The organism is Catenuloplanes indicus (genome assembly GCF_030813715.1).
Lineage (GTDB): Bacteria > Actinomycetota > Actinomycetes > Mycobacteriales > Micromonosporaceae > Catenuloplanes > Catenuloplanes indicus.
The window spans coordinates 4903705-4927498 of the sequence record NZ_JAUSUZ010000001.1 but is presented as its reverse complement, the minus strand read 5'-3'; the positions used below and the strand labels follow the sequence as shown (position 1 = coordinate 4927498).

The 23794-nt window shown below is 69.0% G+C and carries 21 protein-coding genes; 12 read left to right on the top strand and 9 right to left on the bottom strand.

Features of this window, described 5'->3' with window-relative positions:
* Nucleotides 1–36: 36 nt before the first annotated feature.
* The 3 genes from gnd to dnaA form a co-directional block, all read right to left on the bottom strand.
* Nucleotides 37–906: a phosphogluconate dehydrogenase (NAD(+)-dependent, decarboxylating) gene (gene gnd, locus J2S42_RS22135; protein WP_307242025.1), complete on the bottom strand. Its 870-nt coding sequence runs from the start codon at nucleotides 904–906 to the stop codon at nucleotides 37–39.
* Between the two features lie 34 nt (nucleotides 907–940).
* Entirely contained in the window at nucleotides 941–2074 is a 1134-nt protein-coding gene (dnaN, locus tag J2S42_RS22130) for a DNA polymerase III subunit beta (RefSeq protein WP_307242023.1), read from the bottom strand.
* 1023 nt (nucleotides 2075–3097) lie between these two features.
* Entirely contained in the window at nucleotides 3098–4984 is a 1887-nt protein-coding gene (dnaA, locus tag J2S42_RS22125) for a chromosomal replication initiator protein DnaA (RefSeq protein WP_307242021.1), read from the bottom strand.
* A 639-nt stretch (nucleotides 4985–5623) separates the two neighbouring features.
* Here dnaA and rpmH point away from each other — a divergent pair.
* From rpmH to rsmG, 6 genes are all read left to right on the top strand, one after another.
* A complete protein-coding gene (gene rpmH, locus J2S42_RS22120) occupies nucleotides 5624–5761 on the top strand; it encodes a 50S ribosomal protein L34 (protein WP_307242019.1) in 138 nt (45 codons plus the stop codon).
* 36 nt (nucleotides 5762–5797) lie between these two features.
* On the top strand, nucleotides 5798–6256 hold the full coding sequence (gene rnpA / locus J2S42_RS22115; RefSeq protein ID WP_307242016.1) for a ribonuclease P protein component: 459 nt from the start codon (nucleotides 5798–5800) through the stop codon (nucleotides 6254–6256).
* A complete protein-coding gene (yidD, locus tag J2S42_RS22110; protein ID WP_307242015.1) occupies nucleotides 6253–6537 on the top strand; it encodes a membrane protein insertion efficiency factor YidD in 285 nt (94 codons plus the stop codon). The genes rnpA and yidD overlap by 4 nt, the downstream gene beginning before the upstream one ends.
* Nucleotides 6530–7642: a membrane protein insertase YidC gene (gene yidC, locus J2S42_RS22105; protein WP_307242013.1), complete on the top strand. Its 1113-nt coding sequence runs from the start codon at nucleotides 6530–6532 to the stop codon at nucleotides 7640–7642. The genes yidD and yidC overlap by 8 nt, the downstream gene beginning before the upstream one ends.
* 101 nt (nucleotides 7643–7743) lie before the next feature.
* Nucleotides 7744–8316 carry a Jag family protein gene (locus J2S42_RS22100; RefSeq protein WP_307242012.1) on the top strand — a complete coding sequence of 191 codons (573 nt, stop codon included), beginning with the start codon at nucleotides 7744–7746 and terminating at the stop codon, nucleotides 8314–8316.
* Nucleotides 8317–8370: 54 nt separating this feature from the next.
* A complete protein-coding gene (rsmG, locus tag J2S42_RS22095) occupies nucleotides 8371–9150 on the top strand; it encodes a 16S rRNA (guanine(527)-N(7))-methyltransferase RsmG (RefSeq protein WP_370879420.1) in 780 nt (259 codons plus the stop codon).
* Here rsmG and J2S42_RS22090 read toward each other — a convergent pair.
* Nucleotides 9147–9845: a hypothetical protein gene (locus tag J2S42_RS22090; protein ID WP_307242010.1), complete on the bottom strand. Its 699-nt coding sequence runs from the start codon at nucleotides 9843–9845 to the stop codon at nucleotides 9147–9149. The genes rsmG and J2S42_RS22090 overlap by 4 nt on opposite strands.
* 217 nt (nucleotides 9846–10062) lie before the next feature.
* Between J2S42_RS22090 and J2S42_RS22085 the strand changes: the two genes are divergently transcribed.
* The 4 genes from J2S42_RS22085 to J2S42_RS22070 all read left to right on the top strand — a co-directional run bounded on the left by J2S42_RS22085 (nucleotide 10063) and on the right by J2S42_RS22070 (nucleotide 16833).
* Nucleotides 10063–11103, top strand: a complete 1041-nt coding sequence (locus tag J2S42_RS22085; RefSeq protein WP_370879418.1) for an AAA family ATPase — start codon at nucleotides 10063–10065, stop codon at nucleotides 11101–11103.
* A 146-nt stretch (nucleotides 11104–11249) separates the two neighbouring features.
* Complete coding sequence (locus J2S42_RS22080; protein WP_307242008.1) at nucleotides 11250–12296, top strand: ParB/RepB/Spo0J family partition protein; 1047 nt, start codon at nucleotides 11250–11252, stop codon at nucleotides 12294–12296.
* Nucleotides 12297–15243: 2947 nt separating this feature from the next.
* Nucleotides 15244–15447 (top strand): hypothetical protein, encoded by a 204-nt coding sequence (locus J2S42_RS22075; RefSeq protein WP_307242007.1) that lies wholly within the window; start codon nucleotides 15244–15246, stop codon nucleotides 15445–15447.
* A gap of 597 nt (nucleotides 15448–16044) precedes the next feature.
* A complete protein-coding gene (locus tag J2S42_RS22070; RefSeq protein ID WP_307242005.1) occupies nucleotides 16045–16833 on the top strand; it encodes a hypothetical protein in 789 nt (262 codons plus the stop codon).
* A 125-nt stretch (nucleotides 16834–16958) separates the two neighbouring features.
* Here the strand turns inward: J2S42_RS22070 and J2S42_RS22065 are convergent, their stop codons facing one another.
* Both J2S42_RS22065 and J2S42_RS22060 read right to left on the bottom strand, forming a co-directional pair.
* Nucleotides 16959–17912 carry a D-alanine--D-alanine ligase family protein gene (locus tag J2S42_RS22065; protein ID WP_307242003.1) on the bottom strand — a complete coding sequence of 318 codons (954 nt, stop codon included), beginning with the start codon at nucleotides 17910–17912 and terminating at the stop codon, nucleotides 16959–16961.
* Between the two features lie 8 nt (nucleotides 17913–17920).
* Nucleotides 17921–19225 (bottom strand): aminotransferase-like domain-containing protein, encoded by a 1305-nt coding sequence (locus J2S42_RS22060; protein ID WP_307242001.1) that lies wholly within the window; start codon nucleotides 19223–19225, stop codon nucleotides 17921–17923.
* A 192-nt stretch (nucleotides 19226–19417) separates the two neighbouring features.
* On the opposite strand from J2S42_RS22060, the gene J2S42_RS22055 reads away from it, so the two are divergent.
* Together J2S42_RS22055 and J2S42_RS22050 are read left to right on the top strand one after the other, a co-directional pair.
* Nucleotides 19418–20074 carry a GNAT family N-acetyltransferase gene (locus J2S42_RS22055; protein WP_307241998.1) on the top strand — a complete coding sequence of 219 codons (657 nt, stop codon included), beginning with the start codon at nucleotides 19418–19420 and terminating at the stop codon, nucleotides 20072–20074.
* A gap of 89 nt (nucleotides 20075–20163) precedes the next feature.
* Nucleotides 20164–21009, top strand: coding sequence for an SDR family NAD(P)-dependent oxidoreductase (locus J2S42_RS22050; RefSeq protein ID WP_307241996.1), 846 nt, complete (start codon nucleotides 20164–20166; stop codon nucleotides 21007–21009).
* Between the two features lie 102 nt (nucleotides 21010–21111).
* On the opposite strand, the gene J2S42_RS22045 is transcribed toward J2S42_RS22050, so the two are convergent.
* The 3 genes from J2S42_RS22045 to trxB all read right to left on the bottom strand — a co-directional run bounded on the left by J2S42_RS22045 (nucleotide 21112) and on the right by trxB (nucleotide 23721).
* On the bottom strand, nucleotides 21112–22278 hold the full coding sequence (locus J2S42_RS22045; protein WP_307241994.1) for an N-acetylmuramoyl-L-alanine amidase: 1167 nt from the start codon (nucleotides 22276–22278) through the stop codon (nucleotides 21112–21114).
* Between the two features lie 139 nt (nucleotides 22279–22417).
* On the bottom strand, nucleotides 22418–22732 hold the full coding sequence (trxA, locus tag J2S42_RS22040) for a thioredoxin (RefSeq protein ID WP_307241993.1): 315 nt from the start codon (nucleotides 22730–22732) through the stop codon (nucleotides 22418–22420).
* A 26-nt stretch (nucleotides 22733–22758) separates the two neighbouring features.
* Nucleotides 22759–23721, bottom strand: a complete 963-nt coding sequence (gene trxB / locus J2S42_RS22035; RefSeq protein ID WP_307241991.1) for a thioredoxin-disulfide reductase — start codon at nucleotides 23719–23721, stop codon at nucleotides 22759–22761.
* Nucleotides 23722–23794 lie beyond the last annotated feature (73 nt).

Below are 23794 nucleotides of genomic sequence, written 5' to 3'. Positions count from 1 at the left end.
ACTCGATTGTCGCGCACACCCCCGCTCGGGCTGGACCTACCTCTTGACGGCGTGACCGCCGAACTGGTTGCGCAGGGCGGCGACGGCCTTGATGGCCGGCGAGTCGTCCTGGCGGGACGTGAACCGGGCGAACAGCGACGCGGCGATGACGTTCATCGGGACCGCGAGGCGGATGCCCTCCTCGACGGTCCACCGGCCCTCGCCGGTGTCCTCCGCGTAGCCCTTGATGTTGGCCAGCTCGGGGTCCTCGTCGAGCGCGCGGTCGAGCAGGTCGAGCAGCCAGGACTTGACCACCGAGCCCTCACGCCAGCTCTTGAACACCTCGGGCACGTTGTGCACCAGCTCGGACGCCTTGAGCAGCTCGTAACCCTCGGCGTACGCGTGCATCAGCCCGTACTCGATGCCGTTGTGGACCATCTTCGAGTAGTGACCGGCGCCGACCGGGCCGGCGTGCGCGAAACCGAACTCGCCCTCCGGCTTGAGCGCCTCGAAGATCGGCATGCAGTGGTCGACATGCTTCTTGTCGCCGCCGACCATCAGCGCGTAGCCGTTGCTGATGCCCCAGACGCCGCCGGAGACGCCGACGTCCATGTAGCCGATGCCGAGCGCGCCGAGCTTCTCCGCCCGCGGGCCGTCGTCGCTGAACTTGGAGTTTCCGCCGTCGATGACGATGTCACCGGCGGAGAGCAGGCCACCGAGCTGCTCGATGATGTCCTCGGTGACGCCGGACGGGACCATAACCCAGACGACCCGTGGCGCCGCGAGCTTCTCGACCAGCTCCGCCAGGCTCGCTGCGTCGCTGATCTCGGGCCTCGGGTCGTAACCGACCACGTCGTGACCGGCGGCACGGATGCGTTCCCGCATGTTGCCGCCCATCCGGCCTAAACCAACCAGGCCGAGTTGCATGTCGTCCCCCTTGCAGTTGTTCAGCTTCCGCGTATCAGCGGGTTACCCGGATCGGCATGATCAGGTAGCGATACCCAGTAATGATCTCGCCGTCTTCGCTCGCGGGGGACAACACGGCCGGTTTGAACGCGTCGACGAACGACAGCACGGCGGTGGGCGCGTTCAGCTGGTTCAACCCGTCCAGCAGGTACTGCGGGTTGAAACCGATGGTGAGCGCCTCGCCGGTGAAGGTGGCGTCCATGGCCTCGCTGGCCCGCGCCTCCTCGGTGCCGCCGGCCTCGACGACGAGACCGTCCTCGCTGAAGCTGAGCAGGATGGGGGTGGTGCGCTCGGCGACGAGCGCCACGCGGCGGGTGACCTCCTGGAGTGCGGAGACCGAGACCCGCGCCTGCGCGTTGTGCGTCGCCGGGAACAGCGACCGGACCGGCGGGTAGTTGGCGCCGTCCAGCAGCCGGCTCGTCGTCCGGCGGGTCCCGCCGGCGAAACCGATCATGCCCTCGCCCGCGCCGCCCTGGGCGAGAGCCAGGGTGACCTGACCGCCCAGCGGGCCGAGCGTCTTCGCCGTGTCATTGAGGGTCTTCGCCGGCACGAGCGCGTTGATACTGATCTCGGGGTCCTCCGGCGACCACTCGATCTCGCGCATGGCGAGCCGGTAGCGGTCGGTGGCGAGCATGGCCAGCGTGGTGCCGGTCAGCTCCAGTCGCACGCCGGTCATCATCGGCAGCGTCTCGTCCCGGCCCGCGGCGACGGCCACCTGGCTCACCGCGGCGGCGAACGCGGCCGCGTCGACGGTGCCGGCGCTGGCCGGCATGTCCGGCAGGCTCGGGTAGTCCTCGACCGGCATGGTCGGGAGCGTGAACCGGGCGCTGCCGCACACCAGCTCCAGGTGCGGGCCGACCGCGGCGATGTCCACCGGCTTGGCGGGGAGCGCCTTGGTGATCTCGGCGAGCAGGCGGCCGGAGACGAGCGCGGCACCGTCCGAGTCGCCCTGCACGTCGACGCTGACCTGGCTGGAGACCTCGTAGTCGAAACCCGAGACCTGCAGCACGCCGTCGGTGACGCGCAGCATCACACCGGCGAGCACCGGCACGGACGGCCGGCTGGGCAGGCTCTTGGCGGTCCACGCCACGGCGTCGGCGAGCGCGTCGCGCTCCACTCGGAACTTCATGGCCACGTGCCTCCGGGTCGACTGGTTGGGCATCCCTATTCTGCCGGTCCAGCGCCAAGAGGTGGGTACGCGGGCCAGACCCTGTGCGGACCGGGTGCCCGGCCCTGACCTACCGAACCTTAGGTCGCCCCGATGACCTCCGCTTCCCCGCCCCCGCCCGTTTTCGCCATCCGCCATCTCCTCCCCGGCGCGCTCTGGATCTTGCGAGGCGAAGCGCGAGTTCAAGATCCTCCACAAGCCGATGATTGATCTTTCTAATCTCTAGAAATAAAGAGAGTCGTAGTCATCGGTGTTGTGGAAACTGGGGATAACCCGAGTTTTAGCAGGTCAGCGAGTTATCCACCGGTGATTTACCTGTGGAGAACCGGGGTATAACTCGGCAAGTTCTCCACAGGCCATCTGCGGGCCTTCGGGTTATCCACTGCGTAACCCCAGTTATCCACCGGTTTTCCACCGGGTTTTCCCCTGGGTGTGGATTACGGCGTGGCCTGTGTACAAGAGTTATCCCCAGAACCTTCAACAGGTTATTCACATGTGATCCACTTCTGGGGACAGCCGATTACTGCGTGTACACATCCACAGTCGTTTCCACAGAAGTTATCCCCACCTGTGGACAAGCCGGGTCTAGGTTATCCACCGACTGTGCATAACTCCGGTGGATAGCTTGTGGACGGCGTGTGGACAGTGTGGACAACCAACCGATCGGAGGATGTGGATAGCCGTCGCCACCTGTGGATATGGAAATTCCGCCTTGCGCACTTGCAACCTGGGCGTCCACAGATTGTGGATAGATACCTGTGGAAAACCGTCAAGATCTGTGGATGCCTGTGGACGAAGCCTCCACGCAGTGGACAAGCGGTGGATAACTTCTGGGGATAACTTCCGGCACGACAAAGGGCGCCCACCGCACCCGCGCGACTCGGGGTGGGGCGAACGCCCTGGTAACAGTTGAGTAACGGCCCGCTGGTGAGCGGCCGGGGCGCCGACGAGCGCCGAAGAAGAGCCCTCCGGGCGACCCCGAGGCTACGAGTTCTGCTTGATCCGGTTGGTCAGCTCGGCGATCTGGTTGTAGAGCGACCGCCGCTCCGCCATCTGCTGCCGGATCTTCCGGTCCGCGTGCATCACCGTGGTGTGGTCGCGGCCGCCGAACGCCTGGCCGATCCGGGGCAGCGACAGGTCGGTCAGCTCCCGGCACAGGTACATGGCCACCTGGCGCGCGTTGACCAGCACCCGGGAGCGCGAGTGGCCGCGCAGGTCCTCCAGGCTCACCCCGAAGTACTCCGAGGTCGACACCATGATCTGGTCGGCGTTGATCTCCGGGCCGGCGCCGTCCGGGATGAAGTCCCGCAGCACCTCCTCGGCCAGCGACAGCGCCACCGGCGACCGGGTGAGGCTGGCGAACGCGGTCACCCGGATCAGCGCGCCCTCCAGCTCACGGATCGAGGACGAGATCCGGGACGCGATGAACTCCAGCACGTCCGGCGGCGCGAGCAGGCGCTCCTGCGCGGCCTTCTTCTGCAGGATCGCGATCCGCGTCTCCAGGTCGGGCGGCTGGATGTCGGCCAGCAGACCCCACTCGAAGCGGGTGCGCAGCCGGTCCTCCAGCGTGGTCAGCTGCTTCGGTGACCGGTCCGAGGAGATGACGATCTGCTTGTTCGCGTTGTGCAGCGTGTTGAATGTGTGGAAGAACTCCTCCTGCGTCCGCTCCCGGCTCACCAGGAACTGGATGTCGTCGATCAGGAGGATGTCGGTGTCCCGGTAACGCCGCTGGAACGCGCTGGTCTTGTCGTCCCGGAGCGAGTTGATGAACTCGTTCGTGAACTCCTCTGTGGACACGTACCGCACCGAACGTGCGTGACCCAGCGTGGTGGCGTAGTGGCCGATAGCGTGCAGCAGGTGCGTCTTGCCCAGCCCGGAGCTGCCGTAGATGAACAGCGGGTTGTACGCCTTCGCCGGGGACTCGGCCACGGCCACGGATGCGGCGTGCGCGAAACGGTTCGAGGAGCCGATGACGAACGTCTCGAACATGTACTTCGGGTTCAGCCGGTTGCCGCCGGACTCGCCGCCGGGCCGCGCCCGGTCCAGGCCGCCGGGACCGCCGGTTACGCCGGGGCGGAGTTCCCGCACGGTACGGCCCGGGCCGCTGTCGCCGGGCCCGGTGTCGGCCGGGTCGTCGGCCATCGGCGGCGGAGCGACCGGTCGCGGCTCACGGCCGAACGGTGGCGGGGTGTCGTCGTTGAACGCGTTCGCCCGCGAGCGGACCTCGTCGCGGCGCGGCCGGTCGTGCACCTGCGCGGGCGGGTACGCAGGGTGGCTCTGCGGCTGCGGTGCGTGCGGCTCGGCCGCGGGAGCCGGTGCCTCCGCGAGCGGCGGCGCGGCGAACAGCGCGGCCTGCGGCTCGTCCCGGGCGGGCGGTGGCTCGGGGGCGCTGTCCCGGCGGGCGCCGTTCGGCGAGATCGGCGCGGTCTCCGGCTCGGCGGCGCGCTCGTCCTGGTACTCCGGGCGGGCCGGCGGGCGGGCGTAGTCGTCGGCCGGCGGGTCGAAGAGCGCCTCGCGCTCCGGATAGGAGGGCGCCGGATAGGTAGGTGTGGCGTCCGGTGGGGGCGACGGAGAGCCGTAGATCGTGCCGGCCGGGCGGCCGGCGCCGTCCTCCGGCGGGCGCACGGTCACCGCCACCTGTATCGGGCGGCCGAGCCGGCGGGAGAGCGCGTCGGTGATCGCCGGGCGCAGCCGCGTCTCGATCACCTCGCGGGCGAACGGGTCCGGTACGGAGAGCAGCGCGGTGTCCTCGACGATCGCGCGCAGCCGGGTCAGGCGGAGGTAGGCGCGATGCTGCGCCGACGCGATCTCATCGGCGAGATCGTCGGTTGCGGCGCTCCACACCGAGGCCAGGTCGACCGTGTCGGCCACCGTCCCGCCACCCCCATCGCTCCGGCATCACCGGTCGCCTGCCGGCCGGTTAGCCGCTGTCGTCTTGTGGTCGCCGGGACCGCGGGCCGGGTCGTCGGCCCCCCGCCGACGCTGCTGCTACCCACGTTCTTCACGACCGTCGTCCACAGGTTATCCACACCCTGTGTACCGACCGATTGTGGCTTACCGTCCGTTGCTGGTGAGACCGGCCGAGCTGCGGTGGCGCGGATGAAGGGTCCACCGTGCCGAACGACTTTCCCCCTCGTCCGGTTCTGGCCGCCCCGGTGCGCCTCGGCGGCCGGGCCGCCGATGTCGTCACCGGCAAACGGGCACGCTAACAGCGATGGCCCCGCAGCATCAACCGCCGGACCGGGCAAGCGGGCCTGGGCCGGGAGTAGCAGCAGTTCACCGGGGGTGCGCCCGGCCGGCGCGTTTTGACGCCTGGTGGTGCACCCGCGTACTCTGGGCAGGCTAATCGGCTGGCCGTGACGGCCCGCCGGGCGACTCCTGGTGCGGCCGGTTAGCATTGACCAGAGACTTCGGGCCGTTTGCAAGATCACCTCCGGCCTCGGGGAACGCAGGGACAGACGACCTCCGGCTCGCAGAGCGTGCTCGGGCCGTACGAAGACGGAGTTTGACGTGAGCAAGCGCACCTTCCAGCCGAACAACCGCCGCCGCGCGAAGACCCATGGCTTCCGGCTGCGGATGCGCACCCGTGCCGGTCGCGCGATCGTTTCCGCGCGCCGCGGCAAGGGCCGCGCCAAGCTGTCTGCCTGACGTCCGGCCCACCGGTCAGGAGGGGGCAGGTCAGTCGTGTTGGCCGCAGCGCAGCGACTGCGGCGTAGCAGCGACTTCGCCGTAGCGATCCGCGCTGGCCGTCGGGCCGCGCGCGGAGCCGTCGTCGTTCACCTCCACCTCGGGGCCACGGAGACCGTGGGCGTCAAGGGGACCGAGGGTTCAGTGCAGCAGCACGAGGCGATCGAGCCGGTGCACGCCGCCGTTGCGGCGCGCGCCGGCTTCGTCGTTTCCAAAGCGGTCGGCAACGCGGTCGTCCGCAACCGGGTCCGCCGTCGCCTCCGCCACCTGGTGCGGGAGCGGCTCGACGCGCTGCCGGCCGGCGCCACGCTGGTCGTGCGCGCGCAGCCGGGTGCGGCGCGGGCGACGTACCCACAGCTCGATCTTGATCTTGATGCGGCGCTGCGGGCCGCTGTCGCCCCGCGCGCCCGCCGCCACTCCGACGGTGCGAAGCGACGCAGGGATGGTGCCGGATGAGCGACACCGAGCGTCCGCCCACGCTCGCGGCCCGTGTACTCGCGCGCAGCGTCATCGCGTACCGTCAGTGGATAAGCCCGGCGCTGCCGGCACGCTGTCGTTTCTATCCGTCGTGCAGCGCATACGCCCTGGAGGCGGTCACGCGGCACGGAGCACTGCGGGGGAGCCGGCTCGCGATCTGGCGGCTGCTGCGCTGCCACCCCTTCCATCCTGGCGGATTCGACCCGGTGCCCGACCCGGACCGCCGTCGCGCGAATGTGACTGGAGCCGGAATTGTTTGACTTTAGCCTGGACCCGATCTACTGGGCGATCTCATGGATCCTGCTGAAGTGGCACGCCGCGTGGGACTTCATCGGGGTCCCCGAGACCACCCTCCTCGGCACCAACTGGTCCTGGATCCTCGCGATCATCTTCCTGGTCGTCACGGTCCGCGTGGTGCTCTTCCCGGTCTTCGTCAAGCAGATCAAGTCGCAGCGGGCGGTGCAGGCGCTCCAGCCGCAGCTCAAGGCGCTGCAGGACAAGCACAAGGGTGACCGCGAGACCCTCCAGAAGGAGATGGTCGAGCTCTACCGCAAGGAGAAGGCGAACCCGCTGATGGGTTGCCTTCCGATGTTCATCCAGATCCCGGTCTTCTTCGGCCTCTTCCACGTGCTCCGCCGCCTGGACCCGGCCAAGATGAACAAGACGCTGTACGGATGGACCGCGGAGCAGTTCGACGGCGCGGCCAACGCGAAGCTCTTCACCGTGCCGATCGCCGGCAAGTTCGGCTCGACCACGGACGAACTGGTCCGGCTGGGCGCGAACCGCGGCACCGTGATGGTCGTCGCCGGCCTGCTGGTTCTGATCATGATGGCGACCACGTACCTCACCAGCCGTCAGATGATCCTGAAGACCGGCTGGGCCGAGGACCCGCAGCAGAAGATGATCCAGCGCCTGATGCTGTACGGAATTCCGCTTTCTCTGCTTGTTTCGGGCTATTTGTTCCCGATTGGTGTGATCATCTACTGGGTGTCGAACAACCTCGTCACCCTCGCCCAGCAGCAGTGGGTCCTCCGGAAGTTCCCGCCGCCGGTCACCGCCACGGCCGGGAAGACCGGTGGTTCCGCCGCGTCGCGGCAGGCCGAACCCGCCAAGACCGGCCTGTTCGGCCGCAAGAGCGCGCCGGTCGAGCCGGTCAAGCCGTCCGTCGACACCAAGGCGCTCGCCCCCAAGCCGGGTGCCAAGCCGGTCCGCCCGGGCAAGGCGGCGCAGGCCACCAAGGCCCAGGCGAACGGTGCGACCGCCACGCCGGCCAAGACGGGCGGGACACCCGGCAAGAACGCGGTCGGGCGTACCGGTGGAGTCCGGGCGAAGAAGAGCAACCCGTCGGCGAAACCCAAGGGCTGACGACCCCATAAACGTGCCCGACGTCCCGGCCCGCGCGGCCGGGGCGCCGGGGAACCAGCGGACCGGTGACGGTCCGGCCCAGCGAGTACGGAGATGACACCGTGACCGATACCAGCACTCCCCACGCTGACCAGGACCTCGAGAACGAGGAGGCCGTCGCCGAGCGCGCGGACGAGGACAGCGAGGAGACCAAGGAATCGGAAGGCCCGTCCGACAGCGACCTGTTCCGGCAGAGCGAGATCGCCGCGGACTACGTCGAGGGTCTGCTGGACATCCTCGACTACGACGGCGACATCGACGAGCTGGTCTCCGCCGGTCGCCCGATGGTCGAGGTCGTCGGCGGCCGGCTGCAGCCGCTCGTCGGTCAGCGCGGCGCGACCCTGGAGGCGCTGCAGGAGTTGACCCGGCTGGCGATCTTCCGGGCCACCGGGACGCCGAGCCGGCTGCTGCTCGACGTCGGCGGCTACCGCAACGCGCGACGCAAGGAGCTGGCCGCGGTCGCGCGCAACGCGATCGAGAAAGTGCGCGAACATGGCGAGCCGGTCCGGCTGGAGCCGATGTCCGCGTTCGAGCGCAAGTGCGTGCACGACGTGATCAACGCGGCGTCCGGCGTGGAGAGCGAGTCGGAGGGCGTAGAGCCCAGCCGTCGCATCGTCGTGCGGCCGGTCGACTGATCCGTGCGCGAATCCGCTTCCAGCGGCTCGGAGGGCGTCGTGCCTTCCGAGCCGCTGTCGTCTGACACCGTACCCACGCCGGAAGAGCTTGATCTTTCGTTGCCGGACGCCCTGCGGCCGGCGGCCGAGGCACTGTTCGGGCCGCGGCTGGACCTGGCCGCGCGTTTCGCGCAGCTCCTCGGCACGGACGGCGTGGTGCGTGGGCTGATCGGCCCGCGCGAGGCGCCGCGCATCTGGGAACGGCACCTGCTGAACTGTGCCGCGCTCGCCGAGCTAATCCCTTCCGGCGCTTCCGTCGTCGACGTCGGCTCTGGGGCCGGTTTGCCCGGTATCGTGCTAGCGGTGGCCCGTCCTGATCTTACGATCGCGCTGGTCGAGCCACTGGCACGACGGACCGCCTTCCTGGCGGAAGCGGTGACGGCGCTGGGCCTGGACGACACCACCACGGTGATCCGGGGTCGGGCCGAGGAGGTCGTCGGGGGTCCCCTCTCCCCCGCCGACGTCGTCACCGCACGGGCGGTCGCGCCGCTTGACCGGCTCGCGGGCTGGTGCCTGCCCCTCACCGCCGTCGGCGGGCGGCTGCTGGCCCTCAAGGGGTCGTCGGCCGCGGAGGAGATCGCAGCGCACCAGGGCGCGGTGAGCCGGCTGGGTGGTTCCACCCCGGTCGTCCGGGTGTGCGGGGAGTCCGTCCTCGACGCGCCGACGACGGTGGTGGAGATCGTCCGGGAGCGGGCGGTCGTGCCGGCACGGTCGGGGAAGGCATCCCGTCCGGAGCGGCGGTCCTCGTCCAGGGCCGGCGGTGCCTCCGGGAACGGGAGGAGACGGAGGGGCTAGATGCGGGGTCGGCGGCGCGGTAAGCGGAAGGCCGGGGGCGGGCGTTCGGTCGTGCCGCCCTCGACGCGGTCCTCATCGGTTCCGGCGCAGCCGCCGTCCTCGCCGGCTGAGGAACAGCCGTTGGCCTTACCGGCTGCGCAGCGGTCGGCGTCCGCATCGGCTTCAGGGCAGCAGCCGTCGTCGACGGTTGCGAACCCGGCGTTTCTGCCAGCACTCGCCGCGCCGCCGGACTCCGTCTCGCCACCGTCTGTCGCGTCGTCTTCCGTTTCGGAGTCGGTCTCGGCCTCTACGTTGCGTTCGGCCTCGGGCGAAGCGCGGGGCGAAGGCTCCTCCGGCACACCGGCCGGGGAACCAGCGGCTGGGCCGGGCACGAAGCGGTCGCCGGCCGGACTGCTCGCCTCCAGCCCGCTGGATGCCGGCCTGCTGAACGACGCGGCGGTACCGCCGTCGACCTCGACGCCTGCCGCGCGAACCCCTGGTTTCCCCGCGCCGATCTCCGTACCGGTGGCGGCGGTTCCGCTTCTTCCGGCAACCTTCTCCGCGCCGCTCTCCGCGTCGCTCGCCTCCCGGCTGGCCTCCGGTCTGCGCCCGCCACCGCCGGAGATCGACCCGCTGCTGGAGGCGCCGGACGGCACCGGCTGGCCGGGCTGCGAGGCGCACTGCTCCGGCGTGCTGCGGTTGACGACCGGCTTCATGGTCTTCAGTTCCGAAGGGCTTTCGTTTCCCGTGAAACATGGTCCGGATGGGCGTGGCCATGGGCGCCCCACCGCCGTAGGCTGGCCGCGCGTCGATAGTGTGGACTCATCCGAATTTGGCAGGGATGACACGGTGCAGGACTACGGAAGCTACTCAGGTTCCTCCCCTTACCCTGTTTCACGTGAAACGCGCTATGACGGCTCGCCGGGCGAGCCCGTGTACGGCACGATTGATCCCGCCCCGGTAGGACCGGGTGGATTTGAGGGCGAGGAGTATCCGGTGCCGCAACCGCGGGTGGGAAACGGCTACGGCGGACCCGAACTGCCGACTGAGACAGCAAGCGACCCCTACGTTTCACGTGAAACGTCGGCTCCCGCCGACGTGGATCTTCCTTTGGCCATGGAGGCGTTGCGCGCCGTGCAGATCCTGAATCCCAGCGGCGAGGTGACCATGCCTCGTCCGGCGCACCCCCGGATCATGTGCGTCGCCAACCAAAAGGGCGGCGTCGGTAAGACCACCACGACGGTCAACCTGGCGGTGGCACTCGCACTGCACGGCAACCGCGTGCTGGTGGTCGACCTCGACCCGCAGGGCAACGCGTCCACGGGTCTGAACGTGCCGCACCACGCCGGCGTGCCCGACGTCTACGACTGCCTGATCGACAACGTGCCGCTGGCCGACGTGGCTCAAGGCGTCGAGGGCATCCCGAACCTGTGGTGTGTGCCCGCCACCATCGACCTGGCCGGTGCCGAGATCGAACTGGTCTCCGTGGTTGCCCGTGAGTCGCGGCTGTCCCGCGCGATCAAGAGCCACCCCGAGCAGTTCGACTACGTGTTCATCGACTGCCCGCCGTCGCTCGGCCTGCTCACGGTCAACGCGCTCGTGGCCGCGCAGGAGGTGCTGATCCCCATTCAGTGCGAGTACTACGCGCTGGAAGGGCTCAACCAGCTGATCAACAACATCAACCTGGTGCGCCAGCACCTGAACCCGACGCTCGATGTCTCCACGATCCTGCTGACCATGTACGACCGGCGGACCCGCCTGGCCGACGCGGTCGAGCAGGACGTGCGGAACCACTTCGGTGACAAGGTGCTGCAGGCCGTCATCCCCCGGAACGTCCGCGTCTCCGAGGCGCCGAGCTACGGACAGTCCGTCGTCACGTACGACCCGGGCTCGCGCGGGGCCACCAGCTACTTCGAGGCCGCCCGCGAGATCGCCGAGCGGGGCGCCGCGGAAAGCCTGGGCCGCAACGGGTAGGCGCCGTGGCGCGCTTTAGCATGGTCGGTTCCGGGACGGCTACACCGCCGGCCCGTGGTGTGTGGCACTGTGGTTGATTCGGGCGACTTGGTGGCCGTCGCGGGTGGCGCGGCGGTGGCGGCATCTGAGCAAGGAGAAGCGGGCAGATGAGGAAGGGTCCTAAGGGCGGGCTCGGGCGTGGACTCGGAGCCCTGATCCCGACCGCGCCTGCGGCCGAGACGGTGTCCGTGCCCGCTCCGGCCGCACCGCCGGCTCAGGTCGCTCCGCCGGATCCGGCCCCGGTTGACGCTCCGCCACCGGTGGAGCCAGCGGTCGTACCCCTCGCTCCGGTGGTGGAGCCCGCCGTTGCCGAGCCGGCGCTCGCGCCCGTGCCCGGTGCCCGCTTCGCCGAGATCTCGGTCAACGACATCATCGCCAACCCCAAGCAACCCCGGCACGTCTTCGACGAGGAGGCGCTGGAGGAACTCAAGATCTCCATCCAGGAGGTCGGTTTCCTCCAGCCGATCGTGGTCCGCGAGCTCGAACCCGGCAGCTATGAACTCGTCATGGGTGAACGGCGGTGGCGCGCTGCCCAGGCGATCGGCCGGGAGACCATCCCCGCGATCGTCCGGGAGACCAAGGACGACGCGATGCTCCGCGACGCCCTCCTGGAGAACATCCACCGCGCCAACCTGAACCCGCTCGAAGAGGCGGCCGCATACCAGCAGCTGCTCGAGGAGTTCGGCGCCACCCATGACGAGCTGGCCCGCCGCATCGGCCGCAGCCGCCCCCAGATCTCCAACACCATCCGCCTCCTGAACCTCCCCCCACAGGTCCAGCGCCGCGTCGCCGCCGGCGTCCTCTCCGCCGGCCATGCACGGGCGTTGCTGGCCCTGGAGGACGCGGACGCCCAGGACGAGATGGCCAAGCGGATCGTGAACGAGGGCATCTCCGTCCGCGGCACCGAGGAACTGGTTCAGCTTGCGCTGAGCGACGGTCCGGTGGCGAAGAAGGCCGCGCAGCGGCGTGCCAAGCCACATGCGCCGGCACTGACCGATCTGGCGGACCGCCTCTCGGACCGCTTCGACACCCGCGTCAAGGTCGACATCGGACGGAGCAAGGGCAAGATCACGATCGAGTTCGCGACGGTGGACGACTTGGAGCGCATCGTCGGAATAATCGGCGTCGAGCGTCGCGAGGACGAAGAGGGCTGACCCTGCCCCGGAACACCGCATCGGCTCGAAGGCCTTCCGGCCCTTCGGGCCGATTTCCTTTTCCGGGGTACGTACGGGAGGCGCCGGTTTCACGTGAAACCTGGGGCATGCGTGGGGCGGCTTGTGCGGCTCACTGGCGGTCGAAATGGTGACACTCGTGTGTGGGGGTGGGCTGCGGTGCGCCGGGCCGCCAGAGATCATTTGAGCGGCTGAAGCAAGGTTTCACGTGGAACGATCGTGCCGGCCCGACGAGCGTGATCGCCCGTGCGGGGAATGGAGGTGTCACGCCGAACTGAACGGCTTCCCGTGCCGGCATCGTTGCCTGGATCGGCCGGGACGTGGCGTTCACCGAGCTGCCGGCGCTGGCTCGTGGGCGTTGTGGGTGTCGTTGCTCCGTTGCCGATCGGATCCGTACAGGCTGTCGGCGAACCGCAATTCTGCTGCCGACCTGGCTTGGGTGTGGTGCAAGCCGTTTCGTGAGTAGGCCAAGCGTCGGGGCCGGGACCGATCTCTTGGAGTCGCAACCGAATGGCTGGAGCAACGAGCCGGGCGGGCTGACCAGGTTTCGGCCCGTTGCGCTCGGGCCTGTGAGCTCCGCGGCAGCACCGTGACCGGGACCGGTGGGAGCGGGCACCACAGCCGCTGGCGTCGCATCGGCCGGCACCGGCCATATCGAAGCTCCGGAGACGCGGTCCCCTCGTGATGCCAGGTGATCTTCCTTTCGTGTCAGTGCGCCAAATTCGCAGTGCGGAGCGGCAGTGTGCTTCCAACCCACTCGGCAGAGCTTCCACTTGAGCGGGCACCCGGACGCCAACCACCGTCGCCCGCTCACCAGGCCGGGCCAGTTCCCCGGCCGTGCCGCGCTGGATCGTGGCGAACCGTATTGCAATGGACTAGACGAGAAACCGCCGCACCCGATCGGAGCACGTCGGATTGAGTTGAGTGGAAGCCGCAGCGAGGCCGGCGCCGGCGTGGCGAGCCGGCTCGTGCCTAGAAGCAACCAATCGCGCTTGCGCTGCGCCCAACGCGACTGAGTCGCCTCCGGTTCTCCCGAGCAGGCACGCGGACTGTGGCCAGAGTTCGGGGCTGGCCGGTGGCCGCGAGGACACCACGTCTGGCACGTATGGCGCCAGGACACGGTAGAGGAATCTCTGACCATGCTGGAAGCGCTAGGCCATGGTTATGCGCGAGCACGGCCTGACGCATCAGCGTCGCGTAGATGCCGGTCTCCGAGGAGAAGCTTGCTCACCGTCAAGGGGCAGCACCGCTGAGATGAGTGCGCACCCTGTCGGGTGCAGGCCGAGTATCCACTCGATCTTCCGGTAGAGGTAAACGCACCGCCGCGCGCCGGATCGGGTGGGTTACGCCCTCCAGCTGGGCCGGGCTGTCACCGCATACGGTCAACATGCGGGCGATCACGGACGTCGAGGCGCTGCCTTCCGCTTCAACTGCATTCGAGGACGCTGCCGCAACGGCGCCCGCACAGGTTCGCTTGATGCGACAGCTGCGGATCGCTCCGTTTCACGTGAAACGTCGAGAGCCTCAAACATGCCGCGCCGCGCGTTCGATCCCGCAGTCGTGAAACACGATGGCGTTGGATCGCATCCGTGCGCCGACGATGTGACACGCGGATCAAGCGATTCCCGCGACCCCGATGACGGGTGCTCGCCAGCATTTCATGACAGGAGGCGCCTTTTTCAGCGTGACGGCCATGGGACTTCATCGCTGACTCGCGCCAGCCGGGCTGCTCTATCAGCGCGGTGGGACGCCGCAGCAAAACTCAATCGGCGCGTCGATTGCCGGCCGAGGCAATGCGTAGTCTCTTGCCGCCTGGCCTCAACGCTGCGGAGCCATCCCGTGGTTGGCGGTGGAGAGGTCCATCATCGAGCCGTCGTCTTCGCAGAGGCTGGTGCGTCAGGGCTCCTGAACCCGTCGCCACCCAAAGGCCGCTCCGTACTATCGAAATCCCCGCGGTGTCCGACTTAAGCGCGAGGGCCTCGATGGCTAAAGGGATCACCCAGTTTCACGTGAAACCGCGGGGTGCGGGGGCGGTTGATTCGTCGACCAGCATGAGAAGGAGGAAGCTGAGGTGAAGCCAGACGTTGGCCGATCGCGACCTTCGTTTTGAGCGGAGAGAGAACTCGCGGCGCCTCCGATGGTTCGGGCCTACGACCGCCCAGCACAGCAGCCCAGGGCGTGCCAGAAACATTCGCCCGAGATGATCATCCGCCGAAAGCCGCTTCCCGGCCTCGCACGGACGGGCCAGCGTGATCGTCCGTGCATCACCGTCGGACGCAGGTCCAGTCCAGAGCCTGGGCACGATCGCCGCCATGCGACCTGCCGACGCACTCGCGACGTGGGTGCTCCGATAAGAAGTAGGAGGCGGCTGTCAGGCTCATTACCCTGAATCCGCGTTGGCGAAGCCCGGCGCTCGTTCCTCCCCGCGGCCGCCCTGGTCGCGCTCTGCCCCCCCATGGCGTTCACGTAGCGGTTCGTCTTGCTGGAACGCCGGCTCTCCGAAGCGGCCTCTGCCTCCCGCCGCAACCGCGGTACGCGAACCCGACGCCGACCACAGAAACATGCGGCCATCGGCAACGGAACACTCTGCAGCACCCGCATACCGCGCCAACGACTCTCAGACGTAGTGCTTCTCCCCCGCTGACGGAAGCCCTGACCGCCGGACCCCGAAGGCCACGCGTGAGCCCACCAGCCGAGCGCGTGCCCACGAATCGGTGAAGCCGCGCGACACGATGGATCCGTGTGGCGACGGCGGTGGAGTGGAGTTCCCCGGAGCATCGTGGTGGTCGTATTCGCTCAGGCCATCGTCCTCGCCTACGGGGGTCATCCACGTGGTGCAACTAACGAGCGGTTGGCCGCCGTACCCCTGGGCACCGGCATGGCTCGCGGCGTACTTCATGTCGCTCACCGCACTGGATCCCTCGGCCGCATGGCTCTTGGTCGACCGTCGGCGCGCGCCGGTCTCTATCTCGCCGCATTCGTCTTGGTGACCGACGCGCTCGCCAACGGCTACGCCGGCTGCTGCCTGCCCGTGGGCAGCCCAGCATCGAGAGTGGCCCAGGCGGTCATCTCCGGCCTGGCCGCCGGCTCGCTCCTGGTCGCGTATCGCGCGGCACCGTGGATGCGGCGCTGACGCTCCACCCTCTCACCCACCCGAGGCCGACCAACCGGCTCCGGACTCGCGTTCCAAGATCGCCACCCCGCCCCACGTCGCCAGGCAAGCAGTGATCGCGACGCCGGCCTTCCGTAGGACAGCTCGCGCGGCACGCGGGCCGAGTCGATCCGCCCACCGCTCCTGCCACCCGCCCATCGGCTCACCGCACCAACATGAGAGTTCTTCCCCCCGTTTCACGTGAAACCCCGAGACCGGCTTACCGACCATCCCTGTGGAAAACTTCGCCCACCTGCCGGGACGGTCGCACCGGCCAAAGTTATCCACAGAAGTTATCCACAGGCTGCCTCGTTTCACGTGAAACAGCGCGTCAGGAGCCCTGTTGGCCTGTGGATGAAGGCGGTGGATAACTCCGTTTCCCGCGTCCACGCAGGGTGTTTGATCGCCTCCGTTGAGCTGGCATGCCGATCCGTAATCCACAGGGCGCGAAGCGTGCCTGTGGATAACTCGGTGGATAACCGCGCCTGTGGACAACCACAGCACCCCCACCGTGACCGGCCACGACAGGGCCGAAATGAGGTAAGGACATCAGGCGGGAAACCGGTTAGGGTCAGCCTCGTGCCCCACACCCCCTCCTCCGTTCCTGAGTTCACGAAGTGGCCGTCGTTCCCGTTCGAGGGCGATATCCGCGTGAAGCCGATCGACGACCCGGTCGAGGTCGAGCCGTCGCGCAAGGGCGAGGGCTCGGCGGACTGCGTCGCGTGCGCCGCGCCCGACGAGGCGTATATCTGGGTCAGCGACCGCTGGCGGGTCCGCGCCATGGACCAGCCGTCCGGCCTGCCAATGGTTCTGATCCTGGAGTCACGCTCCCATCTGGATCTCGGCGATCTGCCGAACCTGCTCGCCGCCGAGCTGGGCGTGATGACCGTGCGGCTGGAACGCGCCATCCGTTCCCTGGACGGCGTCGCCCGCGTGCACGTCAACCGCTGGGGCGACGGCTCCGCACACCTGCACATGTGGTTCCTCGCACGCCCCTACGGCCGGCTTCAGCTACGCGGCACGTTCCTCTCCCTGTGGGACGCGATCCTCCCGCCGATCCCGGAGATGCAGTGGCGGGAGAACCTCGCGCTCGTCGCGGCATGGCTTGCCGAGTTCGGCGGTCGCCCTCTCGCCGAGCCGCCGCACATTCAGTGGCAAGCCCCATCCAGCTTCGCGGCCACCGGGAATACACCGGCCGACGATGACCCGGGCACGCTCACGGGATCGGTAACGGGAACAGCAACGGGCACGGCTAACGGCGGGGCGACGCCCACCGAGCCGACCATCAGCTCCGTTGCCGCGCTTGAAGAGCCCGACGACGAGGCCGCCGCCACAGAGCCCACCGACCCCACTCCCACCCAAGCCTGACCACGCCGCCCCGCCCCGCCCACGCAGAAGCGGGGCCGGATGACACCCGACCCCGCTTCTGTCAGAGCCATTCTCTCGCGATTTCGCCTCCGGCCGATTTTCCCCGCCACCGGTTCGCGAATCGGTCAAATGCCGCGCCGAACCGCCCGCTCCACCAAACCGCTCAGCACCTTGCCCAGATCCAGCCCCGCCGCCGCCACCGCCAGTGGCAGCAGTGACGTCTCGGTCATCCCCGGCGATACGTTCACCTCAAGCACGTGCGGCACTCCGTCCGGGTCCACGATCAGATCCACCCGCGACAGGTCCCGCAACCCGAGCGCCTCGTGCGCCGCCACCGCGACCGCCGCGACGTCCACCGCGACCGCCGGGGAAAGCCTGGCCGGCGCATGCCACGTCGTGAGCCCGGCCGTGTATCGCGCCGCGTAGTCGTACACCCCGTCCCGCGGCACGATCTCCACGGCCGGCAGCGCGGTCGGCCCCTCCCCCAGGTCGACCACCGACACCGCGATGTCCGCGCCGGTCACGTACCGCTCGACCAGCGCGGTCGAGTCGTACGCGAAGCACCCCACCATCGCGGCCGGCAACTCCGAACCGGCCCGGACGACGGACGCGCCCAGACCGGACCCACCCTGCGCCGGCTTGACCATCAGCGGTACGCCGAGCCGCTCCACGATCCGGTCCAGCACCGCAACCGCGCCCAACTCGGAAAATCGGTCGTGCGGCAGCGCGACCCACTCCGGCGTACTGATCCCGGCTTCGCGCAGCACCGCCTTCGCGGACGGTTTGTCCCAGGCGAGGCGCGCGGCCCGGGCGTCACACCCGACGTACGGCACGTCGAACAGGTCGAGCACGCCGCGTAGTGAGCCGTCCTCACCGGTGGCGCCGTGCAGCGCGATGACGACTGCGTCCGGCGGGTCGGCGCGCAGGCCGGGCAGCAGCGCGACGTCCGCGTCCCGGAGCTCGGTCTGCACGCCGGCCGCGTGCAGCGCGTCAACGACCCGGCGGCCCGACCGGAGCGAGACGTCCCGCTCGTAGGAGAGGCCGCCGGCGAGAACCAGGACACGAAGATCGCGAGACATGCCGTCGATCATGCCAATTGCGAACCGGGCACATCCGCCCCGCCCTGCCCGGGGCGCAGCGCTGAGGCGCCGAAGACGGACCGCATCGCCATCTCCAGCTCCATCACGCCGGAAAGCCGGCGCACGCCCTCCCGGATCCGCTCCGGGGACGGGAACGAGAAGTTCAGCCGCATGTACCGCTGACCGGTGCCGTCGGCGTAGAACCCGGTGCCGGGCACGTACGCCACCCGGGCCGCGATCGCGCGCGGGACCATCGCCTTCGAGTCGAGCCCGTCCGGCAGTGTCGCCCAGACGAACAGCCCGCCGGACGGCCGCGTCCACGTCGTACCCGCGGGCATGAGGTCTTCGAGTGAGTCGAGGAGCGCGTCGCGCCGCTCCCGGTACACCTCGCGGTACACCTTCAGCTGCTCGCGCCACGGCATCGTGGTCAGGTACTGCGTGACCGCGGCCTGCGCGAACGCGCTCGGGCAGAGGATCGTCGCCTCGGTCGCGATGACCAGCTTGTCGCGCACCGCGTGCGGCGCCAGGATCCACCCGACGCGCAGCCCCGGCGCGAACGTCTTGGAGAACGTGCTCAGGTAGAACACGCCGTCCCGCCGGCGGGCGCGCAGCGGCCGGGGCGCGTCACCGTCGAAGCCGAGCTGGCCGTACGGGTCGTCCTCGACGACCAGCAGCCCTTCCCGCTCGCAGATGTCCAGCACCTGCTCGCGCCGTTCCTCCGACATGGTCACGCCGGCCGGGTTCTGATACGTCGGGATCGTGTAAAGGAATTTCATTCGCCGGCCGGACGCGCGCACCGACGCGATCGTCGACTCCAGCGCGGCCGGGATGAGCCCCTCGGCGTCCATCGCGACGTGGACCACGGACGCCTGCGCCGCCTGGAACACGCCGAGCGCGCCCACATAGGTCGGCCCCTCGGCCAGCACCACGTCGCCCGGGTCCAGGAACAGGCGCGCGACCAGGTCGATCGCCTGCTGGCCGCCGACCGTCACCACCACGTCGTCCGGCGAGGCGCCGCATCCGACGTCGATGCCGGAGAGCGCCATCACCTCGCAGATCTTCTCGCGCAGCTCGATCGTGCCCTGGCCGATCCCGTACTGCAGGGTGGTGCTGCCGTGCTCGCTGCCGAGCCGGCCCAGCATCTCCCCCACGGCATCCAGCGGAAGTGCGGCGATGTACGGCGCCCCACCGGCCAGCGACACCACCTCGGGGCGACTGGCGACGGCGAAGAGAGCTCGGATCTCCGAGGCGGTCATGCCCCCGACACGGGCGGCATACCTATCGGTGTAATCATCGAGCGTCGTGCCGGACATGATCACCTCACTCTTGGCAGTGCGCCCAGCGCGGGCGCCGGTGTGATCGATGTTATGCCCTTCACACCGGAGCGCCCCTCGGACGACCGGCCGGTACCACATGGCGGACCAACCCCGCGTCTTTCGCGCTCAGCTGAAAATCCGGCGTACGATTCTCCGGGGAGTCCGTAAGTACCGTGGGGGATCGCCACCATGTCTCGTCGCCTGGTCAGCCTGACCCTGGACACGCTCGAGGACCTTCCGAGAGGGTGCCGGTCGTGCGTCTTCTGGGAACTCGACCCGGTCAGCGCCGAGCGCGCCTGCGCCGACGGCGCTCCGGAGCTGGAGAAAGAGGCCTGGGTCTCGCAGACGCTGCTGGAGTGGGGCTCCTGCGGCAAGTTGGTCTACGTCGACGGCATGCCGGCCGGTTTCGTGATGTTCGCACCACCCGCCTACGTCCCGCGCTCGATGGCGTTCCCCACCTCACCGGTCTCCGCCGACGCCGCGCTACTGATGACGGCTCACGTCGTCCCGGCGTTCGCCGGCGGCGGGCTCGGCCGCATGCTGGTCCAGGGCGTCGCCCGAGACCTCACCAAGCGCGGTATCAAAGCGATCGAGGCATTTGGCGACGCCAAGTTCGGCGAGGCCGACGACGACGCCAAGGCCTGCGTCGCACCGGTCGACTTCTTCCTCTCCGTCGGCTTCAAAACCGTCCGCCAGCACCCCCGCTACCCCCGCCTTCGCCTGGAGCTCCGCACCGCACTGTCCTGGAAGTCCGACGTCGAGTACGCGCTGGAGAAACTTCTCGGCTCGATGACCCCCGAGACGCTGCTGCGCCCGGTCCGCCCCGCCACCAGCTCCACGGTCTGAGTACGTGGCCGTCTGGACGGCAGCGGTTGTAGCCTTCGGACTGAAGAGGACGTCGAGGCGCCCTATGAGATCGACTTACGGGAAGAGGCATGACCTCCGCTGTCACCGTCGCGATCACCGGGGCTACCGATGGGCTCGGTCGCGCGCTTGCTGTGCGGCTGGCTGCTGACGACGGCGTTCGGCTCGTTCTGCATGGACGCGATCCGGCGAGGCTGGAACGGCTGCGGGGCGAGATCCGCGCTGCGGGCTTTGAGATGCCTGCCGGCGTGGTCGCCGACCTGTCCGAGCTGAGCCAGGTCGCGGGGTTGGCGCGGACCATCGTTGATCGGGTCGAGAAGCTGGATGTGCTGGTCAACAACGCCGGCATCGGGTCGGGAGAACCCGACGGCCGTGAGCGGCGCACCAGCCGTGACGGCCACGAGCTGCGCCTCGCCGTCAACTACCTCGCGCCCTTCGTGCTCACCGAGAATCTGCTGCCGCTGCTGTCCAAGTCCGCGACGCCCGGGCATGCCTCCCGGGTTGTGCACGTCGCCTCGCTGGGGCAGTCGGCGATCGACTTCGACGATCTGATGCTCGTTCGTGGCTACTCGGGTACCCGCGCGTACGGGCGCAGCAAGGTGGCCCTGATCATGCACGGGCTTGATCTGGCCGCGAGCCACGACCCGGCCGGGCTCACCGCGATCAGCCTCCATCCGGGTACACACATGCCCACCAAGATGGTCCTGTCCGAGATCGGCACGAGTTCCGACTCGATCGACACAGGAGTACGGGCCACGCGGCGGCTCGTACTCGACCCCGCGCTCGAAGGCGTCACCGGTCAGTTCTTCGACCGTGACCGTCCCACCCGGGCCAGTTCGCAGGCCTACGATCGGAGGGCCCGCGAGACGCTGCGCGCACGCACGCTGGAACTGGTCGAACAACACCTCGCGTCTTAGGAGCACAGGAGCGGATTTCCCACTTCCGGCGCGGCCGTTGTCCGCGGGAACGTGCGGAACCCACGCCGCCGGGAGCGGGTACAGCCGGCTTTCGATCGGTTTTCAGGCCTTGACCGGGAGACCGCCGGAGAGTGACATGCGCAGCTGGCGGACGTCGATCGAACCGGTGGGGACGTCGTTCTCGACCGGGTAGTACATCCGCTGGACGGCGGCGACGATCGACTCTATCGCTTGCTCGCGGAACAGTGGGTTGACGAGGCGGTCGCGGTCGAGTGGTGAGGTGAGGTAGCCGAGTTCGACGCGGACGGCGGGCATGCGGCTGAGGCGCAGCAGGTCCCAGGTTTTCGCGTGGGTGTGGCAGTTGCGCATGCCGGTGCGGGCGACGATCTCGCGCTGGACGAGGCCGGCCAGCCGTTCCGCAACCGTCGAGGTGACGCCGTCGGAGGTGCCGTCGCCGTAGTGGTAGGTGGAGACGCCGTCTGCCTCGGGGGTCTTGTATCCGTCGATGTGCAGCGAGATCAGCAGGTCGGCGTGCAGGTCGTTGGCGAGCTGGGCGCGGTCGCGGTCGGGGATCCGGGCGGACGGGTGCGGCCCGCGGGTGAGATGGACGCGCATGCCGGCCCCGGCCAGGCGGCCCTCCAGGCGGGACGCGAGATCGAACGTGAGCTCCGACTCGGTCCAGCGGAGCGGGCCGTCCGGAACGACGATGCCGGCGTCGGGACCGCCGTGGCCGGGGTCGATGACGACGGTCTTGCCGAGCAGATGCGGGCCGGACTGGCGGAACGCCTCGGCCTCGCGCAGCCACTGCGGGCGGCCGCCGACGACCTTGCGGCCGAGCCGGCGCAGCGCGTGCATGGTCTGCGGGCCGAACGAGCCGTCCGGGGCGAGGCCCACCTCGCGCTGGAACTGGCCGACGGACCGGGCGGTGCGGGCTGCGTAGACGCCGTCCGGCCGGCCCACGTCGTAGCCCATCTCGAGCAGCCGTTCCTGCAGCGTGCGGACGTCCTCGCCGATCAGCGGGTGCGGGATCGCATGGAACAGCGCGCGGGAGCCGAGCCGCCAGCGCGACGCGTCGAGCGCGAGCCACGTCTCCTCGTCGACCTCACCGTCGACGGTCAGGCCGCGCTGCTGCTGGAACGCGCGGATCGCGGTGTCGGTGTGATCGTCGAAGACGTCGGAATCCGGATCGAAGGACGCGTCCAGGCGTGCCAGGACCGAGCGGATCTCCGCCACCGCGGGGCCACGGTCTCCACGTCGGATCGGGCGCACAGGGAACGACCTCCTCGTAACTCGAACCGGAGCGTATCGCGGGTCCACCGCCGCCGCCCGATTCACGACGGGCTACCTACAGTAAAGAGCCCCGGCTTCGCGAAACGCATAAACCGGGGCTCTTTGCGCTAAAAGTGTCTTACAGCGCGTCTTCGATGAGGTTGATCAGCGCGCCCTTGGGCTTGGCGCCGGCCACCGACTTCACCGGCTGACCGCCCTTGAAGACCGTGAGCGTCGGTACGGACATCACCCGGTACGCCATGGCGGTCTCCGGGTTCTCGTCGATGTTCATCTTGACGATGGTGACCTTGTCGCCCATCTCCTGCGAGATCTCCTCAAGCAGCGGGGTGACCTTGCGGCACGGCGCGCACCACTCGGCCCAGAAGTCGACGAGCACCGGCTTGTCGGACTGCAGAACCTGGCTGACAAAGGTCTTGTCGGTGACCGACTCCATGGATCCTCCTGGGGCTGGGGAAACTACTAGATCTCTTCGAACGACGCGATGAAGCGCTCGGCGTCGAGCGCGGCGGCACAGCCGGTGCCGGACGCGGTGATCGCCTGCCGGTACGTGTGGTCGACCAGGTCACCGGCCGCGAACACGCCCTGGACGTTGGTCCGCGTGCTGGGCGAGTCGACGGTGACGTAGCCGTCGGAGTCCATCGCGACCTGCCCCTTGAACAGGTCGCTGCGCGGGATGTGGCCGATCGCGACGAACACGCCGGTGACGTCCAGCGTCTTGGTCTCGCCGGACACCGTGTTCTTCAGGCGGACGCCGCTGACCTTGCCGTCCGCGCCGAGGATCTCCTCGACCGCGCTGTTCCACTCGACCTTGATCTTCGGGTTGTCCAGCGCACGCTGCGCCATGATCTTGCTGGCCCGGAACGAGTCGCGGCGGTGCACGATGGTGACCGTCTCCGCGAAGCGGGTCAGGAACGTGGCCTCCTCCATGGCGGAGTCACCGCCGCCGACCACCACGATGTGCTGGTTGCGGAAGAAGAAGCCGTCACACGTGGCGCAGGACGAGACGCCGTGGCCGAGCAGTTCCTCCTCGCCGGGGACGCCGAGCCGGCGCCAGGCCGAGCCGGTGGCGAGGATCACGGCGCGCGCGAAGTAGCTGGTGTCGCCGACCCAGACCGTCTTGAGGCCCTCCGCACCCGGCTCGGTGACGGTGGTGCCGGTGAGCTCGACGCGGGTGACGTCGTCCGTGATGAACTCGGCGCCGAAGCGCTCCGCCTGCTTGCGCATGGAGTCCATCAGCTCCGGACCCATGACACCGTCCGGGAAGCCGGGGTAGTTCTCCACCTCGGTGGTGGTCATCAGCGCGCCGCCCGACTGCACACCCTCGATGACTAGCGGCTTCAGGTTGGCGCGTGCGGCATAGACCGCGGCGGTGTAGCCGGACGGCCCCGAGCCGATGATGATCAGGTTGCGGACCTCGTCCACTGCCCACTCCTCAGTCCTCGTGTGCGGCGCTGCCCGTCCGGCCGGTGGCAGGGCATGGCGGCGATCGCCCCAG

Coding starts and splice junctions, on each gene's coding strand:
- J2S42_RS22050 (WP_307241996.1), top strand. CDS start 20,164: ATGACCTCCGCTGTCACCGTCGCGATCACCGGGGCTACCGATGGGCTC.
- yidD (WP_307242015.1), top strand. CDS start 6,253: ATGAGCGACACCGAGCGTCCGCCCACGCTCGCGGCCCGTGTACTCGCG.
- J2S42_RS22080 (WP_307242008.1), top strand. CDS start 11,250: ATGAGGAAGGGTCCTAAGGGCGGGCTCGGGCGTGGACTCGGAGCCCTG.
- J2S42_RS22090 (WP_307242010.1), bottom strand. CDS start 9,845: ATGAAGCCGGTCGTCAACCGCAGCACGCCGGAGCAGTGCGCCTCGCAG.
- J2S42_RS22055 (WP_307241998.1), top strand. CDS start 19,418: ATGTCTCGTCGCCTGGTCAGCCTGACCCTGGACACGCTCGAGGACCTT.
- J2S42_RS22060 (WP_307242001.1), bottom strand. CDS start 19,225: ATGTCCGGCACGACGCTCGATGATTACACCGATAGGTATGCCGCCCGT.
- gnd (WP_307242025.1), bottom strand. CDS start 906: ATGCAACTCGGCCTGGTTGGTTTAGGCCGGATGGGCGGCAACATGCGG.
- J2S42_RS22065 (WP_307242003.1), bottom strand. CDS start 17,912: ATGTCTCGCGATCTTCGTGTCCTGGTTCTCGCCGGCGGCCTCTCCTAC.
- J2S42_RS22075 (WP_307242007.1), top strand. CDS start 15,244: ATGGCTCTTGGTCGACCGTCGGCGCGCGCCGGTCTCTATCTCGCCGCA.
- trxA (WP_307241993.1), bottom strand. CDS start 22,732: ATGGAGTCGGTCACCGACAAGACCTTTGTCAGCCAGGTTCTGCAGTCC.
- dnaN (WP_307242023.1), bottom strand. CDS start 2,074: ATGAAGTTCCGAGTGGAGCGCGACGCGCTCGCCGACGCCGTGGCGTGG.